The sequence below is a fragment of the Tropicibacter naphthalenivorans genome (assembly GCF_900176475.1).
Lineage (GTDB): Bacteria > Pseudomonadota > Alphaproteobacteria > Rhodobacterales > Rhodobacteraceae > Tropicibacter > Tropicibacter naphthalenivorans.
Genome location: NZ_FWXX01000017.1, coordinates 1 through 16,839, shown reverse-complemented (window position 1 = coordinate 16,839; position 16,839 = coordinate 1). Strand labels below are relative to the sequence as shown.

Annotated in this window: 18 protein-coding genes and 1 pseudogene; 6 read left to right on the top strand and 13 right to left on the bottom strand. The window is 65.2% G+C overall.

Going from position 1 to position 16,839, the window contains the following annotated elements:
• Nucleotides 1-4: 4 nt before the first annotated feature.
• Nucleotides 5-1,063, bottom strand: a complete 1,059-nt coding sequence (locus tag B9A11_RS19800; protein ID WP_234988914.1) for a TRAP transporter substrate-binding protein — start codon at nucleotides 1,061-1,063, stop codon at nucleotides 5-7.
• Between the two features lie 77 nt (nucleotides 1,064-1,140).
• The gene (locus B9A11_RS21510; protein ID WP_159452537.1) at nucleotides 1,141-1,284 is read right to left on the bottom strand and encodes a hypothetical protein; all 144 of its coding nucleotides are present in this window, start codon (nucleotides 1,282-1,284) and stop codon (nucleotides 1,141-1,143) included.
• A gap of 466 nt (nucleotides 1,285-1,750) precedes the next feature.
• Between B9A11_RS21510 and B9A11_RS19795 the strand changes: the two genes are divergently transcribed.
• From B9A11_RS19795 to B9A11_RS19785, 3 genes are all read left to right on the top strand, one after another.
• The gene (locus B9A11_RS19795; protein WP_143595952.1) at nucleotides 1,751-2,926 is read left to right on the top strand and encodes a LysR family transcriptional regulator; all 1,176 of its coding nucleotides are present in this window, start codon (nucleotides 1,751-1,753) and stop codon (nucleotides 2,924-2,926) included.
• 127 nt (nucleotides 2,927-3,053) lie between these two features.
• Nucleotides 3,054-3,563 (top strand): NUDIX hydrolase, encoded by a 510-nt coding sequence (locus tag B9A11_RS19790; RefSeq protein ID WP_159452536.1) that lies wholly within the window; start codon nucleotides 3,054-3,056, stop codon nucleotides 3,561-3,563.
• Nucleotides 3,560-5,035, top strand: coding sequence for an inorganic phosphate transporter (locus tag B9A11_RS19785; protein WP_058249154.1), 1,476 nt, complete (start codon nucleotides 3,560-3,562; stop codon nucleotides 5,033-5,035). Before B9A11_RS19790 ends, B9A11_RS19785 begins: the two co-directional genes overlap by 4 nt.
• 187 nt (nucleotides 5,036-5,222) lie before the next feature.
• On the opposite strand, the gene B9A11_RS19780 is transcribed toward B9A11_RS19785, so the two are convergent.
• From B9A11_RS19780 to B9A11_RS19770, 3 genes are all read right to left on the bottom strand, one after another.
• The gene (locus tag B9A11_RS19780) at nucleotides 5,223-6,764 is read right to left on the bottom strand and encodes a tripartite tricarboxylate transporter permease (RefSeq protein ID WP_058249153.1); all 1,542 of its coding nucleotides are present in this window, start codon (nucleotides 6,762-6,764) and stop codon (nucleotides 5,223-5,225) included.
• Between the two features lie 9 nt (nucleotides 6,765-6,773).
• Nucleotides 6,774-7,205: a tripartite tricarboxylate transporter TctB family protein gene (locus B9A11_RS19775; protein WP_058249152.1), complete on the bottom strand. Its 432-nt coding sequence runs from the start codon at nucleotides 7,203-7,205 to the stop codon at nucleotides 6,774-6,776.
• Nucleotides 7,206-7,285: 80 nt separating this feature from the next.
• The gene (locus tag B9A11_RS19770) at nucleotides 7,286-8,275 is read right to left on the bottom strand and encodes a Bug family tripartite tricarboxylate transporter substrate binding protein (RefSeq protein WP_058249151.1); all 990 of its coding nucleotides are present in this window, start codon (nucleotides 8,273-8,275) and stop codon (nucleotides 7,286-7,288) included.
• Nucleotides 8,276-8,451: 176 nt separating this feature from the next.
• On the opposite strand from B9A11_RS19770, the gene B9A11_RS19765 reads away from it, so the two are divergent.
• From B9A11_RS19765 to B9A11_RS19755, 3 genes are read left to right on the top strand one after another with little or no spacing between them, the layout of a single operon-like run.
• The gene (locus B9A11_RS19765) at nucleotides 8,452-9,123 is read left to right on the top strand and encodes a response regulator transcription factor (protein ID WP_058249150.1); all 672 of its coding nucleotides are present in this window, start codon (nucleotides 8,452-8,454) and stop codon (nucleotides 9,121-9,123) included.
• Nucleotides 9,116-10,516 carry a sensor histidine kinase gene (locus B9A11_RS19760; protein WP_058249149.1) on the top strand — a complete coding sequence of 467 codons (1,401 nt, stop codon included), beginning with the start codon at nucleotides 9,116-9,118 and terminating at the stop codon, nucleotides 10,514-10,516. Before B9A11_RS19765 ends, B9A11_RS19760 begins: the two co-directional genes overlap by 8 nt.
• On the top strand, nucleotides 10,513-11,580 hold the full coding sequence (locus B9A11_RS19755; RefSeq protein WP_058249148.1) for an ABC transporter substrate-binding protein: 1,068 nt from the start codon (nucleotides 10,513-10,515) through the stop codon (nucleotides 11,578-11,580). The genes B9A11_RS19760 and B9A11_RS19755 overlap by 4 nt, the downstream gene beginning before the upstream one ends.
• Before the next feature lie 21 nt (nucleotides 11,581-11,601).
• On the opposite strand, the gene B9A11_RS19750 is transcribed toward B9A11_RS19755, so the two are convergent.
• The 8 genes and pseudogenes from B9A11_RS19750 to B9A11_RS22370 all read right to left on the bottom strand — a co-directional run.
• Nucleotides 11,602-12,141: a hypothetical protein gene (locus tag B9A11_RS19750; protein ID WP_058249147.1), complete on the bottom strand. Its 540-nt coding sequence runs from the start codon at nucleotides 12,139-12,141 to the stop codon at nucleotides 11,602-11,604.
• Between the two features lie 82 nt (nucleotides 12,142-12,223).
• On the bottom strand, nucleotides 12,224-13,042 hold the full coding sequence (locus B9A11_RS19745; protein ID WP_058249146.1) for an alpha/beta fold hydrolase: 819 nt from the start codon (nucleotides 13,040-13,042) through the stop codon (nucleotides 12,224-12,226).
• 159 nt (nucleotides 13,043-13,201) lie between these two features.
• On the bottom strand, nucleotides 13,202-13,732 hold the full coding sequence (locus tag B9A11_RS19740) for an alanine racemase C-terminal domain-containing protein (RefSeq protein ID WP_058249145.1): 531 nt from the start codon (nucleotides 13,730-13,732) through the stop codon (nucleotides 13,202-13,204).
• Nucleotides 13,710-14,000 carry a type III PLP-dependent enzyme domain-containing protein gene (locus B9A11_RS19735; RefSeq protein WP_058249144.1) on the bottom strand — a complete coding sequence of 97 codons (291 nt, stop codon included), beginning with the start codon at nucleotides 13,998-14,000 and terminating at the stop codon, nucleotides 13,710-13,712. The genes B9A11_RS19740 and B9A11_RS19735 overlap by 23 nt, the downstream gene beginning before the upstream one ends.
• Before the next feature lie 6 nt (nucleotides 14,001-14,006).
• A complete protein-coding gene (locus B9A11_RS19730) occupies nucleotides 14,007-14,279 on the bottom strand; it encodes an alanine racemase (RefSeq protein WP_058249143.1) in 273 nt (90 codons plus the stop codon).
• A gap of 32 nt (nucleotides 14,280-14,311) precedes the next feature.
• A complete protein-coding gene (locus tag B9A11_RS19725) occupies nucleotides 14,312-15,469 on the bottom strand; it encodes an amidohydrolase (protein WP_058249142.1) in 1,158 nt (385 codons plus the stop codon).
• A 9-nt stretch (nucleotides 15,470-15,478) separates the two neighbouring features.
• Entirely contained in the window at nucleotides 15,479-16,540 is a 1,062-nt protein-coding gene (locus B9A11_RS19720; RefSeq protein ID WP_234988913.1) for a thiolase family protein, read from the bottom strand.
• Nucleotides 16,541-16,631: 91 nt separating this feature from the next.
• Nucleotides 16,632-16,739 (bottom strand): annotated as a pseudogene (locus B9A11_RS22370) (hypothetical protein); the annotation flags it as partial.
• Nucleotides 16,740-16,839 lie beyond the last annotated feature (100 nt).

Below are 16,839 nucleotides of genomic sequence, written 5' to 3'. Positions count from 1 at the left end.
AGGCTTACTTGCCCCAGGTATCCATGTCAGAGGTGTACTCAGACATCAGCTTCTTGGCTTCGTCGATCAGCGCCTGACCGTCGATGCCTTTGCCTTCCATGTCTGCGATCCAGGACGCGTAGATCGGGTCGACGATCGGCGCCCAGTCGGCCTGCGCCTGCTCGGCAGAGATGGTCATGATGTTGTTGCCACGCTCAACCGCGATTTTACGCGCCGGGGCGTCGGCATCGGCCTGCGTGCCGCCCGCGAAGATCGAGAAATCAACACCAGAGTTCGCATCCAGAACCGCCTGAAGGTCTTCGGGCATCGACGCGTAGGTGTCTTCGTTCATCGCCAGAACAAAGGTCAGGGTGTACAGGCCCGGGCCTTCGAATTCGGTGTGGTTGCCCACCAGTTCGGACACTTTCACCGCCGGAGTGACTTCCCACGGGATGGTGGTGCCATCCAGAACGCCCTTGGACAGCGCTTCGGACACGGCCGGGACCGGCATACCGATCGGCTCTGCGCCAACGCGGGTCAGCAGATCGTTGACCAGACGCGCGCCGCCGCGGATCTTCATGCCCTGAAGGTCAGCGGGCTTGGCCACCGGATCCTTGGTGTGGAACAAGCCGGGGCCGTGCACCCAGGTGCCCAGGATGTGCAGACCGGCAAAGTCCTGATCGGCCATCTGCTCTTGGTACATCTTGTTAAAGGCGTAGGACGCGGCGCGCGCATCTTCGACCATGAAGGGCAATTCGAACACTTCGGTGCGCGGGAAGCGGCCCGGCGTGTAGCCCACAACGGTCCAGCCGATGTCAGCGATGCCGTCCTGAACGTGGTCGATCAGTTCCGGCGGGGTGCCGCCCAGCTGCATCGTGGGGTAGCGTTCGATCTTGATGCGGCCTTCGCTGTCGGCTTCGACCTTGTCGGCCCAGACGTCCAGCACCAGACGCGGCACGTTGGCCTGCGCGGGCAGGAAGTGCTCGAGCGTCAGGGTGACTTCCTGTGCCAGTGCGGACGTGGTGGTCATCATGGTGGCCATTGCGGCCCCTGCGAGACCCATGAGGGTTCTACGTGCGATCATTTCTTTCCTCCCTGAATGATCTGAACTGCATGAGTGCCACCACAACCGGCGGTACTCAAATCACTTTTTGTATTCTTTCATAAGCGGGCGGGGCCGTCGGCCTTTGCCAGGGTTTCCCCCGCAAAGATCGAGACATCGACACCAGAGGTGGCAGCAAAAGCGCGCATCGCCGTCAGCGCATGCACGGCAACCGTCCCGATCAGGCTTCTACGTGTGGTCATGCTATCCTCCCCTAGCTGGCCGCCCGCAGTGGGCACTATAATGCAAACCGTTACAGGTTTCGCACTATATTGCAACAAGCTTGCGCGCTCCAATTCGCAATGCTTGTCTCGACCTGCCTTATGGGAACCCGAATCCCAGCCGATTGTCCAGTATCTTCCACTTGGAAACAAAATTTTCTTACGTGTTCGCGGTCTCATCCGGGCGCAAACCCGCAAATTCCCGCCACGGCAGAGCGTTTTCTGCGCACACACGCCGCCATGGGCGAAAAACGGAATCACCGCGCGGCGACCCTCCCCTTAGGTGACCCCTGTCCGCCCCCTCAGATTTATGCTTTTCGGAGGCATCGTTTGGTTGACCTCGGGACCACTTGGGATATTTGCTGGAACCAAACGCAATTTTTAGTGTTTTAGCATTAGATACCGCCATTCGACTTTCCGGGGGACAACCGTGATCAGCGGGCGCGACATGAATATCCGGCACCTGCGTGCCTTCGTTGCCGTTTGTGAAAGCGGCAGCGTCTCTATTGCGGCCGAACGCATGCAGCTGTCGCAACCCGCCGTCACCCAATCCATGGCCAAGCTGGAACGCCTGCTTGACGTGTCCCTGTTCAATCGCCGCAGCAAGGGCTTGGTACCCACCCCGGCGGGCACCGTGTTTTTGGTCCGGGTCGAGGGGGCCTTGAACCGGCTTGCGGTTGCCTTGCGCAACATCCGCGCGGCGGCGGGGGTTATGGGCGCGCTGACCACCACACACCTCAAGGCGCTGGACGCGGTGGCGCGGCATGGCAGCTTTTCCTTGGCCGCCGTGGCCTTGGGCATCTCGCAACCCGCGCTGCATCGCGCGGCACGCGATCTGGAAACCCAGCTGGGCAAAACCCTGTACACCAAGACCCATCGCGGCATCGACGTGACCCGCGACGGCGACGTGCTGGTGCGCGCCATCCGTCTGGCCTTTGCCGATCTGGACCACGGGGTCGAGGATATCGTGGCGCTGACCTCGGGCAAGAGCACAATCCTGCGGGTTGGCGCGCTGTCCCTGGCGCAAGGCACGATCATGCCGCCGGTGCTGAACCGCCTGCACGACATCGCGCCCGAGGTGCATGTGCGCGTGGTCGATGCGCCCTTTGACGACATGCTGTATGCGCTGCGCCACGGCGAGATTGACATCATGGTGGGCCGCCTGCGTGACCCCCTGCCCGCCCCCGACATTCGCCAAAACGCCCTGTTCGAGGACCGGCTCGGCGTCTTTTGCCGCCCCGAGCACCCGGTCCTGTCGATAGGCCACCCGACCAAGGCTGACCTCGCCGCCTACCCGTGGGTGGTGGGCCATCCGGGGATGCGCGGGCGGCAGCACTTTGACCAGTTCTTTGCCGATGTGCCGCAGGACTGCTTGGGCCCGATGATCGAATCCTCGGCCCACGCGCTGGTCAGCGGCCTTTTGCGCGGCTCTGACAAACTGGCGATGCTCTCGCAGATCGAAGCCGCCGAGGATTGTCGCCGCGGCACGCTGGCGCGGGTGGACACCGATCTGGGCGACAGCGCCCATGTGATCGGCACCACCGTGCGCGACGACTGGAAACCCACCCCGATGCAAGAGACCTTTCTCGACACGCTCAGCACGCAGGTGGACCTGCTGCACTGACACGCTGGACGGGTTTTTGCGGCGGTTTGCCGATGTTTTGCGACGAATCCAAGCAACAGCATTGATTTTCGGCATGTGAACCTGATAGGCGCGCGCGATACCCTTTTTCGCCCGTGGACCCGTCTGGATGCTAAGCCGCTTTGCCAAGAACTACCTGATGCCGCTGCTGCGCCGCCCGTCGCGGTTCCAGGTGGCGGCGATCTGCTATCGCGCGGGCACGGATGGCCCAGAGGTGCTGCTGATTACCTCGCTGACCACCAAGCGGTGGATCGTCCCCAAGGGCTGGCCCAAGGCGGGTCTGTCGGCGGCGGGCAGCGCGCTGGACGAGGCATGGGAAGAGGCCGGCGTTCAGCCGACCGCCCGCGCCCCCTTTGAGATGGGTCAGTTCACCTACATCAAAAAGATGCGCGGCGGCGTGCCTGCGCGCACCAATGTCACGGTGTTCGGGATCGAGGTCGCCTCGCTCGCCGAGGATTATCCCGAAGCCGGGATGCGAGACCGCCGCTGGCTGCCCGTGCAGGACGCCGCGCGGATCGTATCCGACACAGAACTCACAGACATACTAAAGACGTTCCGGCCCCCGGTACAAAACCCGGTTCACACCCCGGCCAGAGCCCAAACGGAGGACATCACGTGACCCAGCCAGACCCTTGGAAAACACTCGACCGAGACCTGAACAGGCTCTCGCGTCTGGAATCGGCAGGCATGTATGTCTCGCGCCCGCTGGTGGGCATGGGCATCTCGCTGGTGTTCATCGGCCTCGCGGCGCTGGCGGCGTCCTTGTTGACCGGCGGTGAGCCGGGACAGTTGATCATCGTGGTGGCCGCAGGCTTTGGCGCTTATATGGCGCTGAACATCGGTGCGAACGACGTGGCCAACAACATGGGCCCCGCCGTGGGCGCCAAGGCGCTGTCCATGCTCGGCGCGATCCTCATCGCCGCCATTTTCGAAAGCGCGGGCGCGCTGCTGGCGGGGGGCGATGTGGTGTCGACCATCTCCAAGGGGATCATCGACCCCTCGGGACTTGCCGAAGGGCAGACGTTCATCTGGGCGATGATGGCCGCGCTGCTGGCCGCCGCTATCTGGGTGAACCTCGCCACGTGGATCGGCGCGCCGGTGTCGACCACGCATTCGGTTGTGGGGGGCGTCATGGGCGCGGGCATCGCCGCTGCGGGCCTTGTGGCCGTGAACTGGGTGTCGATGGGCAAGATCGCGGCGTCCTGGGTGATTTCCCCCGCCTTGGGCGGTCTGATCGCCGCCGCCATGCTGGCCTTCATCAAGTGGAAGATCATCTACGTCGAGGACAAGATCGCCGCCGCGCGCAAGTGGGTGCCAGTCCTGATCGGCATCATGGCCGCCGCCTTTGGCACCTACCTGGCCATCAAGGGTCTGAAAAAGATCATCAAGATCGACTTGCCCACCGCCCTGTTGATCGGCCTGATCGCGGGCATCGCCTTTACCTTGATTTCCAAGCCGTTCATCCGCCGTCAGGCCGAGGGGCTGGAAAACCGCAACCGCAGCCTCAAGGTGCTGTTCCGCCTGCCTCTGGTGGTGTCGGCGGCGCTGCTGTCCTTTGCCCATGGTGCGAACGACGTGGCCAACGCGGTCGGCCCGCTGGCGGCGATCGTGTCGGCGGCGGAAACCTCTGCCATGGCGACCAAGGTGACCATCCCCCTGTGGGTGATGATGATCGGCGCGTTCGGCATTTCCTTTGGTCTGCTGCTGTTCGGCCCCAAGCTGATCGGCATGGTCGGCAACCAGATCACCAAGCTGAACCCCATGCGCGCCTATTGCGTGGCGCTGTCGGCGGCGATCACGGTGATCGCGGCGTCCTGGCTGGGTCTGCCGGTCAGCTCGACCCATATCGCGGTGGGCGGCGTGTTCGGCGTCGGGTTCTTCCGCGAATGGCACGCCGAGCGCCGCTCTCGCAAGCTCAAGATCGCGCGTTCCCCGTCCAAGCCCATGGCCGCCGAGGAACGCCGCCGCCGCAAGCTGGTGCGCCGCTCGCACTTCCTGACCATCGTGGCCGCCTGGATCATCACCGTGCCTGCCACAGCGCTGCTGTCGGGCCTGTGCTTTTGGATGCTGACCACCTTTGCAGGCAGCTAAACGGCGCTGAAAAGCGTCTCTGAACAGACACGAAAGGCGGGTCCACGACGGCCCGCCTTTTTCTTTGGATGTCGCCATGCGCCCGCCGCCAACGCTTTGAGCAATCAAAAAGGGCAGGCCAATCATGGCCCGCCCTGCGCTACCCCCTCATGAGAAGAGGAGTGGAGTGAGAGGGTACCGCTGCCCCTTAGTCAGAGATCGCGCCTTCTTCGTCGCGGTTCTGGTGCATCTGCGCCTTGACCTTGCGGCCCACGATCAGCGGAAGGACAAAGCCGATGATGGCAATCGCCCACAGCACCAGCGACAGCGGGCTGTCGATCAGGGTGAACCAGTCGCCGTTGTCGATGGTGATCGCGCGGCGCAGGTTGTTCTCCATCGAGTTGCCCAAGAGCGTCCCTAGGATGATCGGCACCAGCGGCACGTCCAGCTTGCGCAGCACCCAGCCCATGACACCGAACCCGATCATCACCAGCAGGTCAAAGCTGGAGCCGGAAATGCCGTAGATCCCCACAAAGGACACCATGGCCACGATCGGCATCAGGATGCGCGGCGGCACCATCAGCACGCGGGTGAACAGGCCCACCATCGGGATGTTCATCGCCAGCAGCATAAAGTTCGCAATGAACAGCGCCGCGATCAGACCCCAGACCACGTCCGGGTTCTGGGTGAACAGCAGCGGCCCCGGCGTGATGTTCAGGCTCAGCAGCACGGCCAGCAGCACGGCGGTCGTCCCCGACCCCGGCACACCCAGCGCCAGCATCGGCACCAGCGCACCACCGGCGGCGGCGTTGTTGCCCGCCTCGGGGGCCGCGACGCCGCGCGGGTCACCCTTGCCAAAGGTCTTGCCGTTCTGGTCCACCAGACGCTTTTCCATCGAGTAGCTGATGAAAGAGCCCAGCGACGCGCCCGCCCCCGGCAGCACCCCGGCGATAAAGCCCAGCACGGTCGAGCGCGCCATGGTCGGAGTGGTTTCCTTGAGCATGGACATGGGCGGCGTCAGACGGCCGACCTTGACCTTGGCCGCATCGCCGCTGGCGTTGCCGTGGCGGTGTTCGAGGAAGATAAAGACCTCGGACAGCGCGAACAGACCCACGATCGCCACGAGGAAGTCGAGACCGTCGTACAGGTGCACTTCGCCAAAGGTAAAGCGCGGCACGCCGGTTTGGGTATCCACACCGATCATCGCGAGGCCCAGACCCAAAGCGGCGGCAAAGGCCGACTTGGCTTGGTTCGTGGACGACACGCCGCCCAGCGTCATGAACGCCAGCGCGAACAGCGCGAAATATTCCGCCGGGCCGAACAGCAGCGCGATCTTGACCAGCTGCGGCGCGAGGAAGATCAGACCCCAGGTGGCAAAGAACGCGCCAACAAAGGATGCAATCCCCGACAGCGACAGCGCCTGACCGGCCATGCCCTTTTGCGCCATGGGGTGCCCGTCAAGGCAGGTCATCATCGCCGGTTCATCGCCGGGAATGTTCAGCAGGATCGAGCTGATCCGCCCGCCATACATCGCCCCATAGTAAACCGATGTCAGCAAGATCAACGACGGCGTCGCCCCCAGCCCCAGCGTAAACGCCAGCGGGATCAGGATCGCCACACCGTTCGACGGGCCAAGACCGGGCAGCGCGCCCATGATCGTGCCCAAAAAGCAGCCCAGCAGCGCAAGCGCCAGGTTCTGCCATGTCAGCGCGATGGCAAAGCCATCCGCCAAAGAAGCCAAAGTGTCCATAAGTCCCCCTTAGAACCCCAGCGGGCCACGGGCCAACGACAGCCCCAGCACCAGATGGAAAATCACGTAGATGCCCAGAGACGTGCCCACGCCCGTCACCACCGACGCAATCAGGCCAGAGCCCAGACGCCACGTCAGATAGGTCGCGGCAAAGGCCGTCGCGATGACAAAGCCCACCACCGGCAGGAATTGCGCGTACAGCACCATCACCACCACGGCGGCGAGGATTTCGGCCAGGCGCGGCAGGCTGGGCCATTCCGGCGCAGCATCGGGTTTCAGGGCGATCACCGCCGAGCTCAGGCCAAGAATGGCGGCAATGATCAGGGGAAAGGCTTTGGGACCAACGGCATCGGATAGAAAGCTCTCTTCGATGGCCAGCGCGGCAAAGGCAAAGCCAATCGCCAGCAGAACCCCAACAGCGCCAAAGATACGATCACTCATAAGGGATCTCCTGTAGCGGCATATGTTGTGAAAAAGGACGCCCCCGATGGGGACGCCCTGAAAAATCAGCGATCAGACGATCACTTGATGATGCCGATCTCTTTCGAGATGGCCTGGATTTGTGCGACGCTGTCGGACACGAAGGACTGGAACGCATCGCCTTGCAGGTCGAGCGGGGCCAGACCGTTCACGGCCATGGTCTCTTTCCAAGAGTCGGACGCGTAGAGGTCAGCGATCTTGGCAACCCATGCGTCATACGCTTCGTCGCTCATGTTGCCCGGTGCGTAAAAGCCGCGCCAGTTTGCGCCAATGGCCTCAACGCCCTGCTCTTTTGCGGTCGGGAAGTCGGCGAATTCGCCCGGCAGGCGGTCCGGCGACAGCACGGCCAGAACGCGGATGTCACCGCTGTCGACAAAGCCCTTGGCTTCGGAGATGTCGCCGGTGAAGGCCTGCACGGAGCCCGCCAGCAGCTGGGTCACCGCTTCGCCGCCGCCGTCAAAGGCGATGTACTTGACGGTGCGCACGTCTTCGATGCCATAGGCGTTGGCCGCGATCAGCACCTTGAGGTGGTCCCAGCCGCCAACAGCCGAGCCACCCGCCACGGAAACGGCGGTCGGGTCGTTCTTGATCTGGTCGAGCAGCGCGGGCAGGTCCGCGATCTCGCTGTCAGCCGCCACGGCGATCACGCCGTAGTCCGCACCGATGGTCGCCAGCCAGCGCACCTGGTCCATGGAGTTGCCCGGGTATGCACCCTGCGCCAGACGGGTCGCGGTTGCGGTGGATGCCGCCACGATCAGGTCGTTGTCATCGCCACGCTTGTTGACGACTTCGGCGAACGCCACACCACCGCCGCCACCGGCGAGGTTCACGACCTGCACGGTCTTATCCAGCAGACCGAGGTCTTGCAGCGACTTGCCGACCTGACGGCAGGTAAAGTCCCAGCCGCCGCCGGGGTTCGCCGGTGCGATGCACTCGGGGTTTTCGGGGGTGAAGCCTTCGGCAGATGCGCCAAGGGCGGACACGCCCAGAACAGCCGCTGCCAGAGCAAGACGGGAAGCTTTAAGGATCATGTGATAACTCCTCCACATTGATGTATCGTCCGGGCGTATGGCCGCCCGGTGTCCCTTGACCAGCGCTCCGCGAATGTTTGCGGTCTCCTCGCGCTTGGCTGATAAGGGGGTGTAATGAGGTTAGCTGTCACGAACCTGTCAAACCGGAAGGTAGCTTTCCGAAAAAGGGCCGATCCATGCGTGTTTTGATCGTTGAAGATGCCACAGACGTTGCCGAAGCGGTCGCCATCCGCCTTGGCAAAAGCGGTATGGCCTGCGATCTGGCCGAAACCTGCGAGGACGCCGAGGATTTCCTTGCAGTGCAGCGCTATGACGCCATCGTGCTGGACATCAACCTGCCCGATCGCAACGGCACCGAACTGCTGTCCGACCTGCGCGCGCGCGGCAATCGCACGCCGGTGCTGATGCTGACGGCGCTGTTTTCGGTGGATGACCGGGTGTCGGCGCTGGACCTTGGGGCGGATGATTATCTGGTGAAACCCTTTGACCAACGAGAGCTAGAGGCGCGGCTGCGCGCGCTGATGCGTCGCGACTCGGATCAAAAGTCCGATGCCATCACCTTGGGGCCGCTTAGCTATTCGCCCGCGGGCCTCAGCGCCACGATGCAGGGCCAACCCTTGGACCTGACCCGGCGCGAGGCGACCTTGCTCGGGCTTTTGCTGCGCCATCAGGGCGAGACGCTGAACAAGCAGCGCCTCTATGACGGGCTGTTCGCCTTTGACGACGCCGACGTGGGCCTGAACGCCATCGAGCTGTATATCGCCCGCCTGCGTAAAAAGCTCTCTGGGTCGAGCGTGGCGATCGAGACGCAGCGCGGCCTTGGCTACCGGATCGTGCAGCATGGCTAAGGCGTGGCTGCCCCGCACCTTGTTGGCCCGTGTGATGCTGGGGGTGCTGTCGCTGCTGGCGATGGGCGGCGTCGTGGTGTCGCTTGCGGCCTTTGCCTATGGGCAGAACGCGGCGCAGCAAGCCTTTGACCGCCTGCTCGTGGGCGCGGCGCAGGACATTGCCGAATCCGTGAACATCGTCGGCGGGGTGCCGGTGGCCGACATCCCCGTGTCCGCCTTTGGCCTGCTGTCCCTGGCGCAGGACGACCGCATCGCCTATGCGGTGCGCGGCCCCTCTGGCGCGCTGTTGACCGGGCATCCTTGGGCCACTGCGGCGGCCGATCTGCCGCGCAGCCTTGATGCGCCGCGGTTTTTCGATGGCACCATGCAAGGAGAGGCCGCGCGCTATGTCACCGTGGTGCGCCCCTTTTCCGAGAGGGATTATTCCGGCGTGGTGTCGATCACCGTCGGCCAGACGTCACGCGCACGCAGCGAGATGGCCTATGACCTGACAACCCGCGCCCTGCTGGCGACGGGCCTTGGGGGCGTGGCGCTGATCCTTGGGGCGTTTTTTGTGATCCGCTCGGCGATGCGGCCCTTGGAGCGGATGGCGCAGGAGCTGGCGGAGCGCGACCCCTATGACCTGACGCCCATGCCCACCGACGGCCCCGCCGAAGTCGCCGTCATGGTCGCCTCGATGAACCGCTTTATGCAGCGGCTCGACCGGCAGGTGGGCGCGATGAAGAACCTGATTTCCGACACGGCGCACCAGTTGCGCACGCCGGTGGCCGCGATCCGCGCGCAGGCCGAACTGGCGCTGGAGGATGACCCGGCGCAGCGCCCCGCCCGGCTGGATCGCTTGTTGCGGCGCACGCGGTCACTGGGGAACCTGCTGGACCAGATGCTGTCGCGGGCGCTGGTCATCCACCGCACCGACAACGCGCCGCCCGCCCCGGTGGACCTGCGCGACATTGCCCTGCACATCTTTGAGGAACGCGACCACGAGCTGCTCTCGCCCGACATCGAGGTGCTTCTTGACCTCGGGGATCAGGCCGCGACCATCATGGGCGACGAAATCTCCCTGCGCGAAGCGGTCAAGAACATGCTGGCCAATGCGCTGCGGCACGGCGCCTCTCCGGTCAGTCTGGGGGTCACCCGCGTTGGGGACAGGGCCGAGATCTGGGTGCAGGACGCAGGCGACGGCCCGCCCGCCGACATGCTGAGCCAGATTGGCGAACGCTTTGCCCGCTCGGCGGCGTCGCGCGGCAAAAGCGCAGGTCTCGGCCTGTCGATCATGCGCGCCGTGGCGCAGGCCTTTGACGGGACGGTCGGCATGGCCCAGACCCCCGCCGGCTACCGCGTGACCCTGTCCTTTCCTGCCCACGGTGATGCCCACAACGAGGTCGGCCCATGATCCGCGCCCTTGCCCTGCTGCTGATGCTGACGCTTGCGCTGCCCGCCCGCGCCCAAGAGGCGGTAGCCGTCTTCACCGCGCCCGGTGTCGACACCGACGCCGCCGCAGGCACCGCGCCGGGCGTTTCGCTGATCGTGCGTTCCACCACCGACATCGCCATTCTGGCCCCGGCGCTGACCGGCTTTGTCACCCGGCACCCGCAGATCACCATCCGGTACGAGCAATGGGGCTCAAACGCGCTTTATGCCGATAGCCTGCGCGCCTGCGAGGGCGACGGCCCCGGCGCCGATGTGGTGATTTCCTCTGGGGTGCACCAGATGGTGGACCTTGTGAACCGCGCCTGCGCGCAGCCCTACCGCTCGCCCCTGACCGACGCCTTGCCGGACACGCGCAAGTGGCGCAATGAGATCTGGGGCATCACCCAAGAGGCCGCCGTCACCATCTACAACAGCGCGCTGGTCCCCGCCGAGGACGTGCCGCAATCGCGCTTTGCCCTGCTGGACCTGATGCGCCGCTCGCCGCTGCGCTATCGCGGCAAGATCGCCACCTATGACATTCAGGCCTCGGGCCTTGGGTTTCTCTTTGCCTTTATGGACAGCCAGGCCGCGACGACCTTTGGCGGCCTGCTCGAAGGCTTTTCGCGCGTCAATGCCGTGGCGACCTGTTGCTCTGCCGAGATCATCCAAGGCGTGGCCGAGGGGCGCTATCTGATGGCGTACAATGTGCTGGGGTCCTATGTCGCCTCGGCCCCCCAGGCGAACATCGGCATCATCCATCCCACCGATTACACGCTGTTTTTGTCGCGCGCCCTGGTGATCCCGCGCGGAGCGGCGAATGCCCAAGGGGCGGCGCTGTTCCTTGATTACCTGCTGTCCCCCGAGGGTCGCCGCGCCCTGACAGAGGCCAATCTGATCCAGCAGCCCGACCGCGAAGACACCAGCCTGCCTGAAAGCGCGCGGCGCTTTATCTCGATCGACCCGACGACGCTGGTGGCCATGGACCGGCACCGCCAGCTGAACTTTATCGCCAAGTGGCGGGGTACCTTTGGGCAGATCGCGCCCTAGACTAGGCGCCCCTGAACGCCCCTAGCGCTCTTCAAAAAAGGCTTGCGGCAGATAGGCCGACAGCGAGTGGATAAAGATGTCGATTTCCAGCGCCAGCGCGACCTCGAAGTCGTTCAGCTCCGGCCCGCTCCAACGCCAGTCCTCAAGACGCGCCAAAAAGCCCGCGCGGGTCTGTTCATCGCGCGGCTCCAGCGGAAAGCTCCCGGCGGCGCGCAGCAGGTCGATGCGTTTGTGCACCTCGCGCATCCCGGCAAAGGCTTCCATCATGACGCGGGTCAGGCGCGGCTCGTCGCGCCACGATTGCCCGCCAAAGACCTCTTGCACCACGCGGTTGCCCGCCCCCAGACAGTCATAGGCCACGCAGCCCCGGAACCCCTTTTCGGTCAGATCGTCGTGGATCGTGCAGCTGTGGCCGGACAGGTTGCGGCACGGCTCTCCGGGGTTCTTGTCAAAGGCAAAGTCCCGCCCCTTGTCAAAGGCCAGCGCCAGACAGCACAGCGCGGCACATTTCGAACAATCGCTCTGAAGGTGGTCGGTCTGCGGGGGCTTGTCTTGGGACATGGTACACTTTCACTGCTCGCGCATCTCGCGCGCCGTGTCCCTATCCCGCGAAACCCCGCCCGGATGCAAGGGCCGCGCCGCCCTACCGCCCCAAGATCATTCCCAGCACCGCCGCCACAATCGCCTCGGGGCGGTCGTCCTGGATCAGGTGCCCCGCCCCCGGCACGCGGATGATCGGACGGTCCGAAATGCGCCGCGCCAGCTCTTGACCGCGTTCGATGGGAATCCATGCGTCCTGCTCGCCCCAAAGCACCGTAACGGGGCAGTCCATCGCGCCATACAGCGGCTCGACCTCATCGGTAAAGCGTTGATCCATCTGGGCAATCTGCCGGTAAAAGGCGGGCTGACCCACCGGCCCCAGCCACGGCGCAGCGTAGACCTCATGGGCCTCTTCGGACAGCGGCTGATGCGCGGCGGTCTGCAAATAGGCGCGCAGCATCGCGCGGTGCATATAGTCTGGCATCCCGGCAAAGGCGGCCTCGTGCTGGCGCACATGCTGCACAAAGGGCGAGCCCCAAGGCGCCAGCGCCACCGCGTCAAAAATCGTCAAAGAGCCATAGCGCAGGCCGTTCAGATACCACCCCCGCAGCGCGGTCGCCCCGCCAAAGTCATGGGCAAGAACGTCGGGGCGGTCCAACTGCCATTCGTCCATCAGCGCCGCCAGCACTTCGTTTTGCACGCCCAAAGACACGTCCTGCCCCGCGCGCATTTCCGACTGACCATAGCCCACAAGGTCAAAGTAATAGACCGTCCGATGTTCGGCCAGCGACGGGATGATCCGCCGCCAGACCTGCGAGGAAAAGGGCGTGCCGTGGATCGCCACCATGGCCGGACCGCGCCCCATGCGCCCCCATTTGACGGCATTGCCCGCAATCTGCGCAGTGTTCGGCAGGTCCAGCATCTTGGCGCTCCTATGGTGTCGATGGCCTGTGTGGGGGGCGTGCCCCCGGCCAATTGGTGGCCGATTTTCCCGCTTAGGTCGATTGATAATCGTGGGTTCGCCCCATTTCCCGCCGGTCGGTGCCCGCAACCGCCACAAAGGCAGGCGCTGGCGGCGGGCTCAGGCATAAAGCCGCGGGTTGCGCAGCCCCCAATCGGTGTAAAGATCGGCCATGATGGTGCCGAACTGCCGCTCAACCGTGGCTTGGGGGATTTCTGCGCGATGGCCTTGGCCAAAGACCGTCGCCACATCGCCCACCGACACGCCCCCGATGCCCGTCACATCGACGATCAGCGCGTTCATCGACACTTTGCCGACCACCGGCGCGCGCTGGTCGCGGATCAGCACGGCGGCCTCCGTCGCGCCTCTGTCAAAGCCGTTCTGATAGCCGATCGACACACAGGCCAAGCGGCTGTCGCGGGTCAGACGCGCCGCGTTGTCATAGCCGACATACGCACCGTTGGGGTAGTCCAGCACGCTGACGACGCGGGCGGCGACCTCCATCGTGGGGACAAACCCCCAGTCGGGGCGCAAGATGCCATAGAGCAGCGCGCCGCAGCGGTACATATCGGTCTCGACCGGCACCTCCGATACCAGGGTCAGCGAGCTGCCCGCGTGGATCAACAGATCAGAGCGGCACAGCCCCGGCATCAATGGCCCAAGCGGCGTGGCTCTGGAACAGCGCGGCGCTGCGGGCCAAAGCCTCGGGTGCGTTGTTGGCGAAATGGGTGCAAATCCCGGCGATCTGCCCGCCGAGCAACCGCAGGATCGCGGCGCAGGCGGCTTGGCCCTCGGGCCGGGTGACGTCGATGCAATCACGCGCCATCCCGCCAGAGTTCAGCGCCAGATGCACCGGCGCGGCATTGCGCCCAACATACCGCAAACCGCGCAGATGCTGCGCCCCCTGCACCGAGGACACCTGCTCCTAGACCCGCAGGTCCAGCGCTTCTTCGATCTCGGCGGGGGGCGCGGCGCACAGGCGCAAAAGCCGTCCGTCAAAGCCCGTTCGGCGCACGGCAAAGGCTTCTGCGTTCGAGGTTATGCCAATGATCCCAACGCCTTGCTCTTTGATCAAGGGGGCAACCCGCGCGATCCCATGGCCATAGGCGTCGGCCTTGAGCACCGCGCAGAACCGGCGCCCCGGCGGCACCAGCGCCAGCGCACGGTCCAGATTGGCCGCGATGCGATCCAGATGCACCCGGCACCAAGACGGCAGAGCGCGCGCGGGAATTACGCCTCTGGCCCGCCCAGCAGCGACCGGGTGATGCCGTGAAACAGCCCCGCCGTCAGGGGGATGAGCGCGTCGGGAAAGTCGTAATCGGGGTTGTGCAGCTGCGGATGGTCCGTGCCTGCCCCGATGTACAGCAGCGCGGCCTTGGCCCCGTCGTCGCCAAAGCGTCCAAAGTCCTCGGACCAGCGCAGGGGGTGCGCCATCTCATGCAGGGCAAGCCCCTGCGCGCGGGCGGTGTGCCGCGCGATCTCTGTGGCGTCGGGGTCGTTGACCACCGCGCGGAACACGTCGTGCCACGCCACGTCACTGCGCAGGTCCGCCGTGCGCGCCGCCACGAGGGTCTGTGCCTGCGCCACCATCTCGTCCATGCGCGCATTGGTCATCGACCGCAAGGTCACGCGCAGCTCGCCGTCCGCCGGGGCGATGCCAAAGCTCGGCTCCCCCAGTTTCGCGTGGGTCAGGGTCGCAAGGGCAAAGTCCGCATCGCCAATCGCCCCATGGCTCAGCGCAGGCAGTTCGGTCATCAGCGCCGCCATGGCCACTGCGGGCGACAGCCCGTCTTCGGGCGCGGCCGCATGAGAGCTTTTGCCCTCGAACAGCACCTGCATCCCGCGCGAGGCGCAGTTGCCCGGACCGGGGCGCAGGCCGATCTCGCCCAAGGGACGACCGGGCAAGTTATGGTAGGCAAAGGCAAAATCCGGGCGCAGCTCTGGCCAGCGCGCATCCTCTATGACCGCCTGCGCGCCTGCTCCGGTCTCTTCGGCGGGTTGAAACAGCACAATCACCCGGCCCGTGGCGGGCCGCTGCGCCAGCGCCATCGCCACCCCCAGCATCGACACCATGTGGCCGTCGTGGCCGCACAGATGCCCCTGACCGGGCACCTCGGAGCGGTACGGCAGGCTTGAGAGTTCCCGGATCGGCAAACCGTCAAGCTCGCAGCGCAGCAGCACCGTCGGCCCCGGTTTTGCCCCCTTGAATTCGGCGGCCACCCCGTGCCCGCCCAGCCCCTGCCAAATGCGGTCCGGCCCCAGCGCTTGCAGCTCGCGGGTGATGCGCGCGGCGGTCTCGCGCTCTTGGCCCGACACCTCGGGGGTGCGGTGCAGCGCGTGGCGCAGATTGGTCAGATAGGCCAGCTGGCCTTGGGTCAGAAAGTCCATGATACCCCCTCAAAAAATCTCGAACAGGCCAGCCGCGCCTTGCCCGCCGCCGACACACATGGACACGACCCCCCATTCCGCGCCGCGCCGCTGACCTTCGAGCAAGAGGTGCCCGGCCATGCGCGCGCCGCTCATGCCGTAGGGATGGCCGATGGAAATCGCGCCGCCATTGACGTTGAGCCGCTCGTCAGAGATGCCCAGATGGTCGCGGTAATACACCAGTTGCGCGGCAAAAGCTTCGTTGATTTTCCAAAGGTCGATGTCGTCCAACGCAAGGCCGTGCCGTTTCAACAGTCGCGGGATCGCCACCACCGGCCCGATGCCCATTTCCTCGGGCGCGACGCCCACCACGGCAAAGCCGCGCAACGCGCCAAGCGGGGTCAGACCGCGCCGGGCGGCCTCTGACGCCGCCATCACCACCAGCGCCGCCGCGCCATCGGACAGCTGGCTGGCGTTGCCTGCCGTGACGGTCTTGTCCGGCCCGCGCACCGCACCCAGGCTGGCCAGCCCTTCGGCGGTGGTGCCGGGGCGGTTGCACTCGTCCTGGCGCAGGGTCACGGGGGCAGAGCGGCTTTGGCCGGTGGCCTTGTCCGTGATCTGCTGGACCGCCTGCACGGGCACGATTTCATCGGCAAAACGCCCGGCCTGTTGCGCGCGGGGCGTGCGGGCTTGGCTTGACAGCGCATAGGCGTCCTGTGCTGCGCGCGAGATGCCATAGCGCGCGGCCACCACTTCGGCGGTGTCGAGCATGGCCATATAGTAGCCCTCGCGCACCGGCGGGTCGCGGTAGGCGTGATCGTTCCAGTGGGCGTTCTGCACAAGAGAGATGCTTTCCAAGCCCCCCGCCAGCGCGACATCCACGCCTTCGCAGCGCATCATATGGGACGCCATCGCCAGAGCGTTCAGTCCCAAAGCGCATTGCCGGTCCACCGTCGTCCCCGCCACGCTGTCGGGCAAGCCAGCGGCCAAGGTGATGTGCCGCGCCACGTTGGCCGCCGCCGTCCCTTGGGTCAGCGCCGCGCCAAAGACGGCCTCTTCGATGTCCGCCCCGATCAGCCCGGCGCGGGCCACGGCGGCCTGCACAGCGGGCGTGGCAAGGTTGGGCGCCGCCCTCGATCTTGCCCACGTTCAGGTTGAGCGCGTGATCCATATGGGCGTAATCGGCGCTGCGCCGGTCGGCGGCGTTCCAGCGGTGCTCCATCTCGTGCAGCGCGTGGATCAGCGGGATCGCGGCCTCGATGGCGTTGGACCCGCTGCCGGCATAGGCCACGTGGGTCGGCAAGCCCTTGAGATGGACTTGGAACCACAGCACACCCAGTTGCGCGGTGACGAGGGTTTCGGCAAAGGGTTCAGGGATCAGCGCCGCATCA

Bases quoted from the DNA above. Each gene is read 5' to 3' on its own strand.
- B9A11_RS19750 (WP_058249147.1), bottom strand. From the start codon at position 12,141: ATGTCCCAAGACAAGCCCCCGCAGACCGACCACCTTCAGAGCGATTGT.
- B9A11_RS19795 (WP_143595952.1), top strand. From the start codon at position 1,751: ATGAATATCCGGCACCTGCGTGCCTTCGTTGCCGTTTGTGAAAGCGGC.
- B9A11_RS19790 (WP_159452536.1), top strand. From the start codon at position 3,054: ATGCTAAGCCGCTTTGCCAAGAACTACCTGATGCCGCTGCTGCGCCGC.
- B9A11_RS19755 (WP_058249148.1), top strand. From the start codon at position 10,513: ATGATCCGCGCCCTTGCCCTGCTGCTGATGCTGACGCTTGCGCTGCCC.
- B9A11_RS19740 (WP_058249145.1), bottom strand. From the start codon at position 13,732: ATGCCGGGGCTGTGCCGCTCTGATCTGTTGATCCACGCGGGCAGCTCG.
- B9A11_RS19775 (WP_058249152.1), bottom strand. From the start codon at position 7,205: ATGAGTGATCGTATCTTTGGCGCTGTTGGGGTTCTGCTGGCGATTGGC.
- B9A11_RS19760 (WP_058249149.1), top strand. From the start codon at position 9,116: ATGGCTAAGGCGTGGCTGCCCCGCACCTTGTTGGCCCGTGTGATGCTG.
- B9A11_RS19800 (WP_234988914.1), bottom strand. From the start codon at position 1,063: ATGATCGCACGTAGAACCCTCATGGGTCTCGCAGGGGCCGCAATGGCC.
- B9A11_RS19780 (WP_058249153.1), bottom strand. From the start codon at position 6,764: ATGGACACTTTGGCTTCTTTGGCGGATGGCTTTGCCATCGCGCTGACA.
- B9A11_RS19725 (WP_058249142.1), bottom strand. From the start codon at position 15,469: ATGGACTTTCTGACCCAAGGCCAGCTGGCCTATCTGACCAATCTGCGC.
- B9A11_RS21510 (WP_159452537.1), bottom strand. From the start codon at position 1,284: ATGACCACACGTAGAAGCCTGATCGGGACGGTTGCCGTGCATGCGCTG.
- B9A11_RS19770 (WP_058249151.1), bottom strand. From the start codon at position 8,275: ATGATCCTTAAAGCTTCCCGTCTTGCTCTGGCAGCGGCTGTTCTGGGC.
- B9A11_RS19765 (WP_058249150.1), top strand. From the start codon at position 8,452: ATGCGTGTTTTGATCGTTGAAGATGCCACAGACGTTGCCGAAGCGGTC.
- B9A11_RS19745 (WP_058249146.1), bottom strand. From the start codon at position 13,042: ATGCTGGACCTGCCGAACACTGCGCAGATTGCGGGCAATGCCGTCAAA.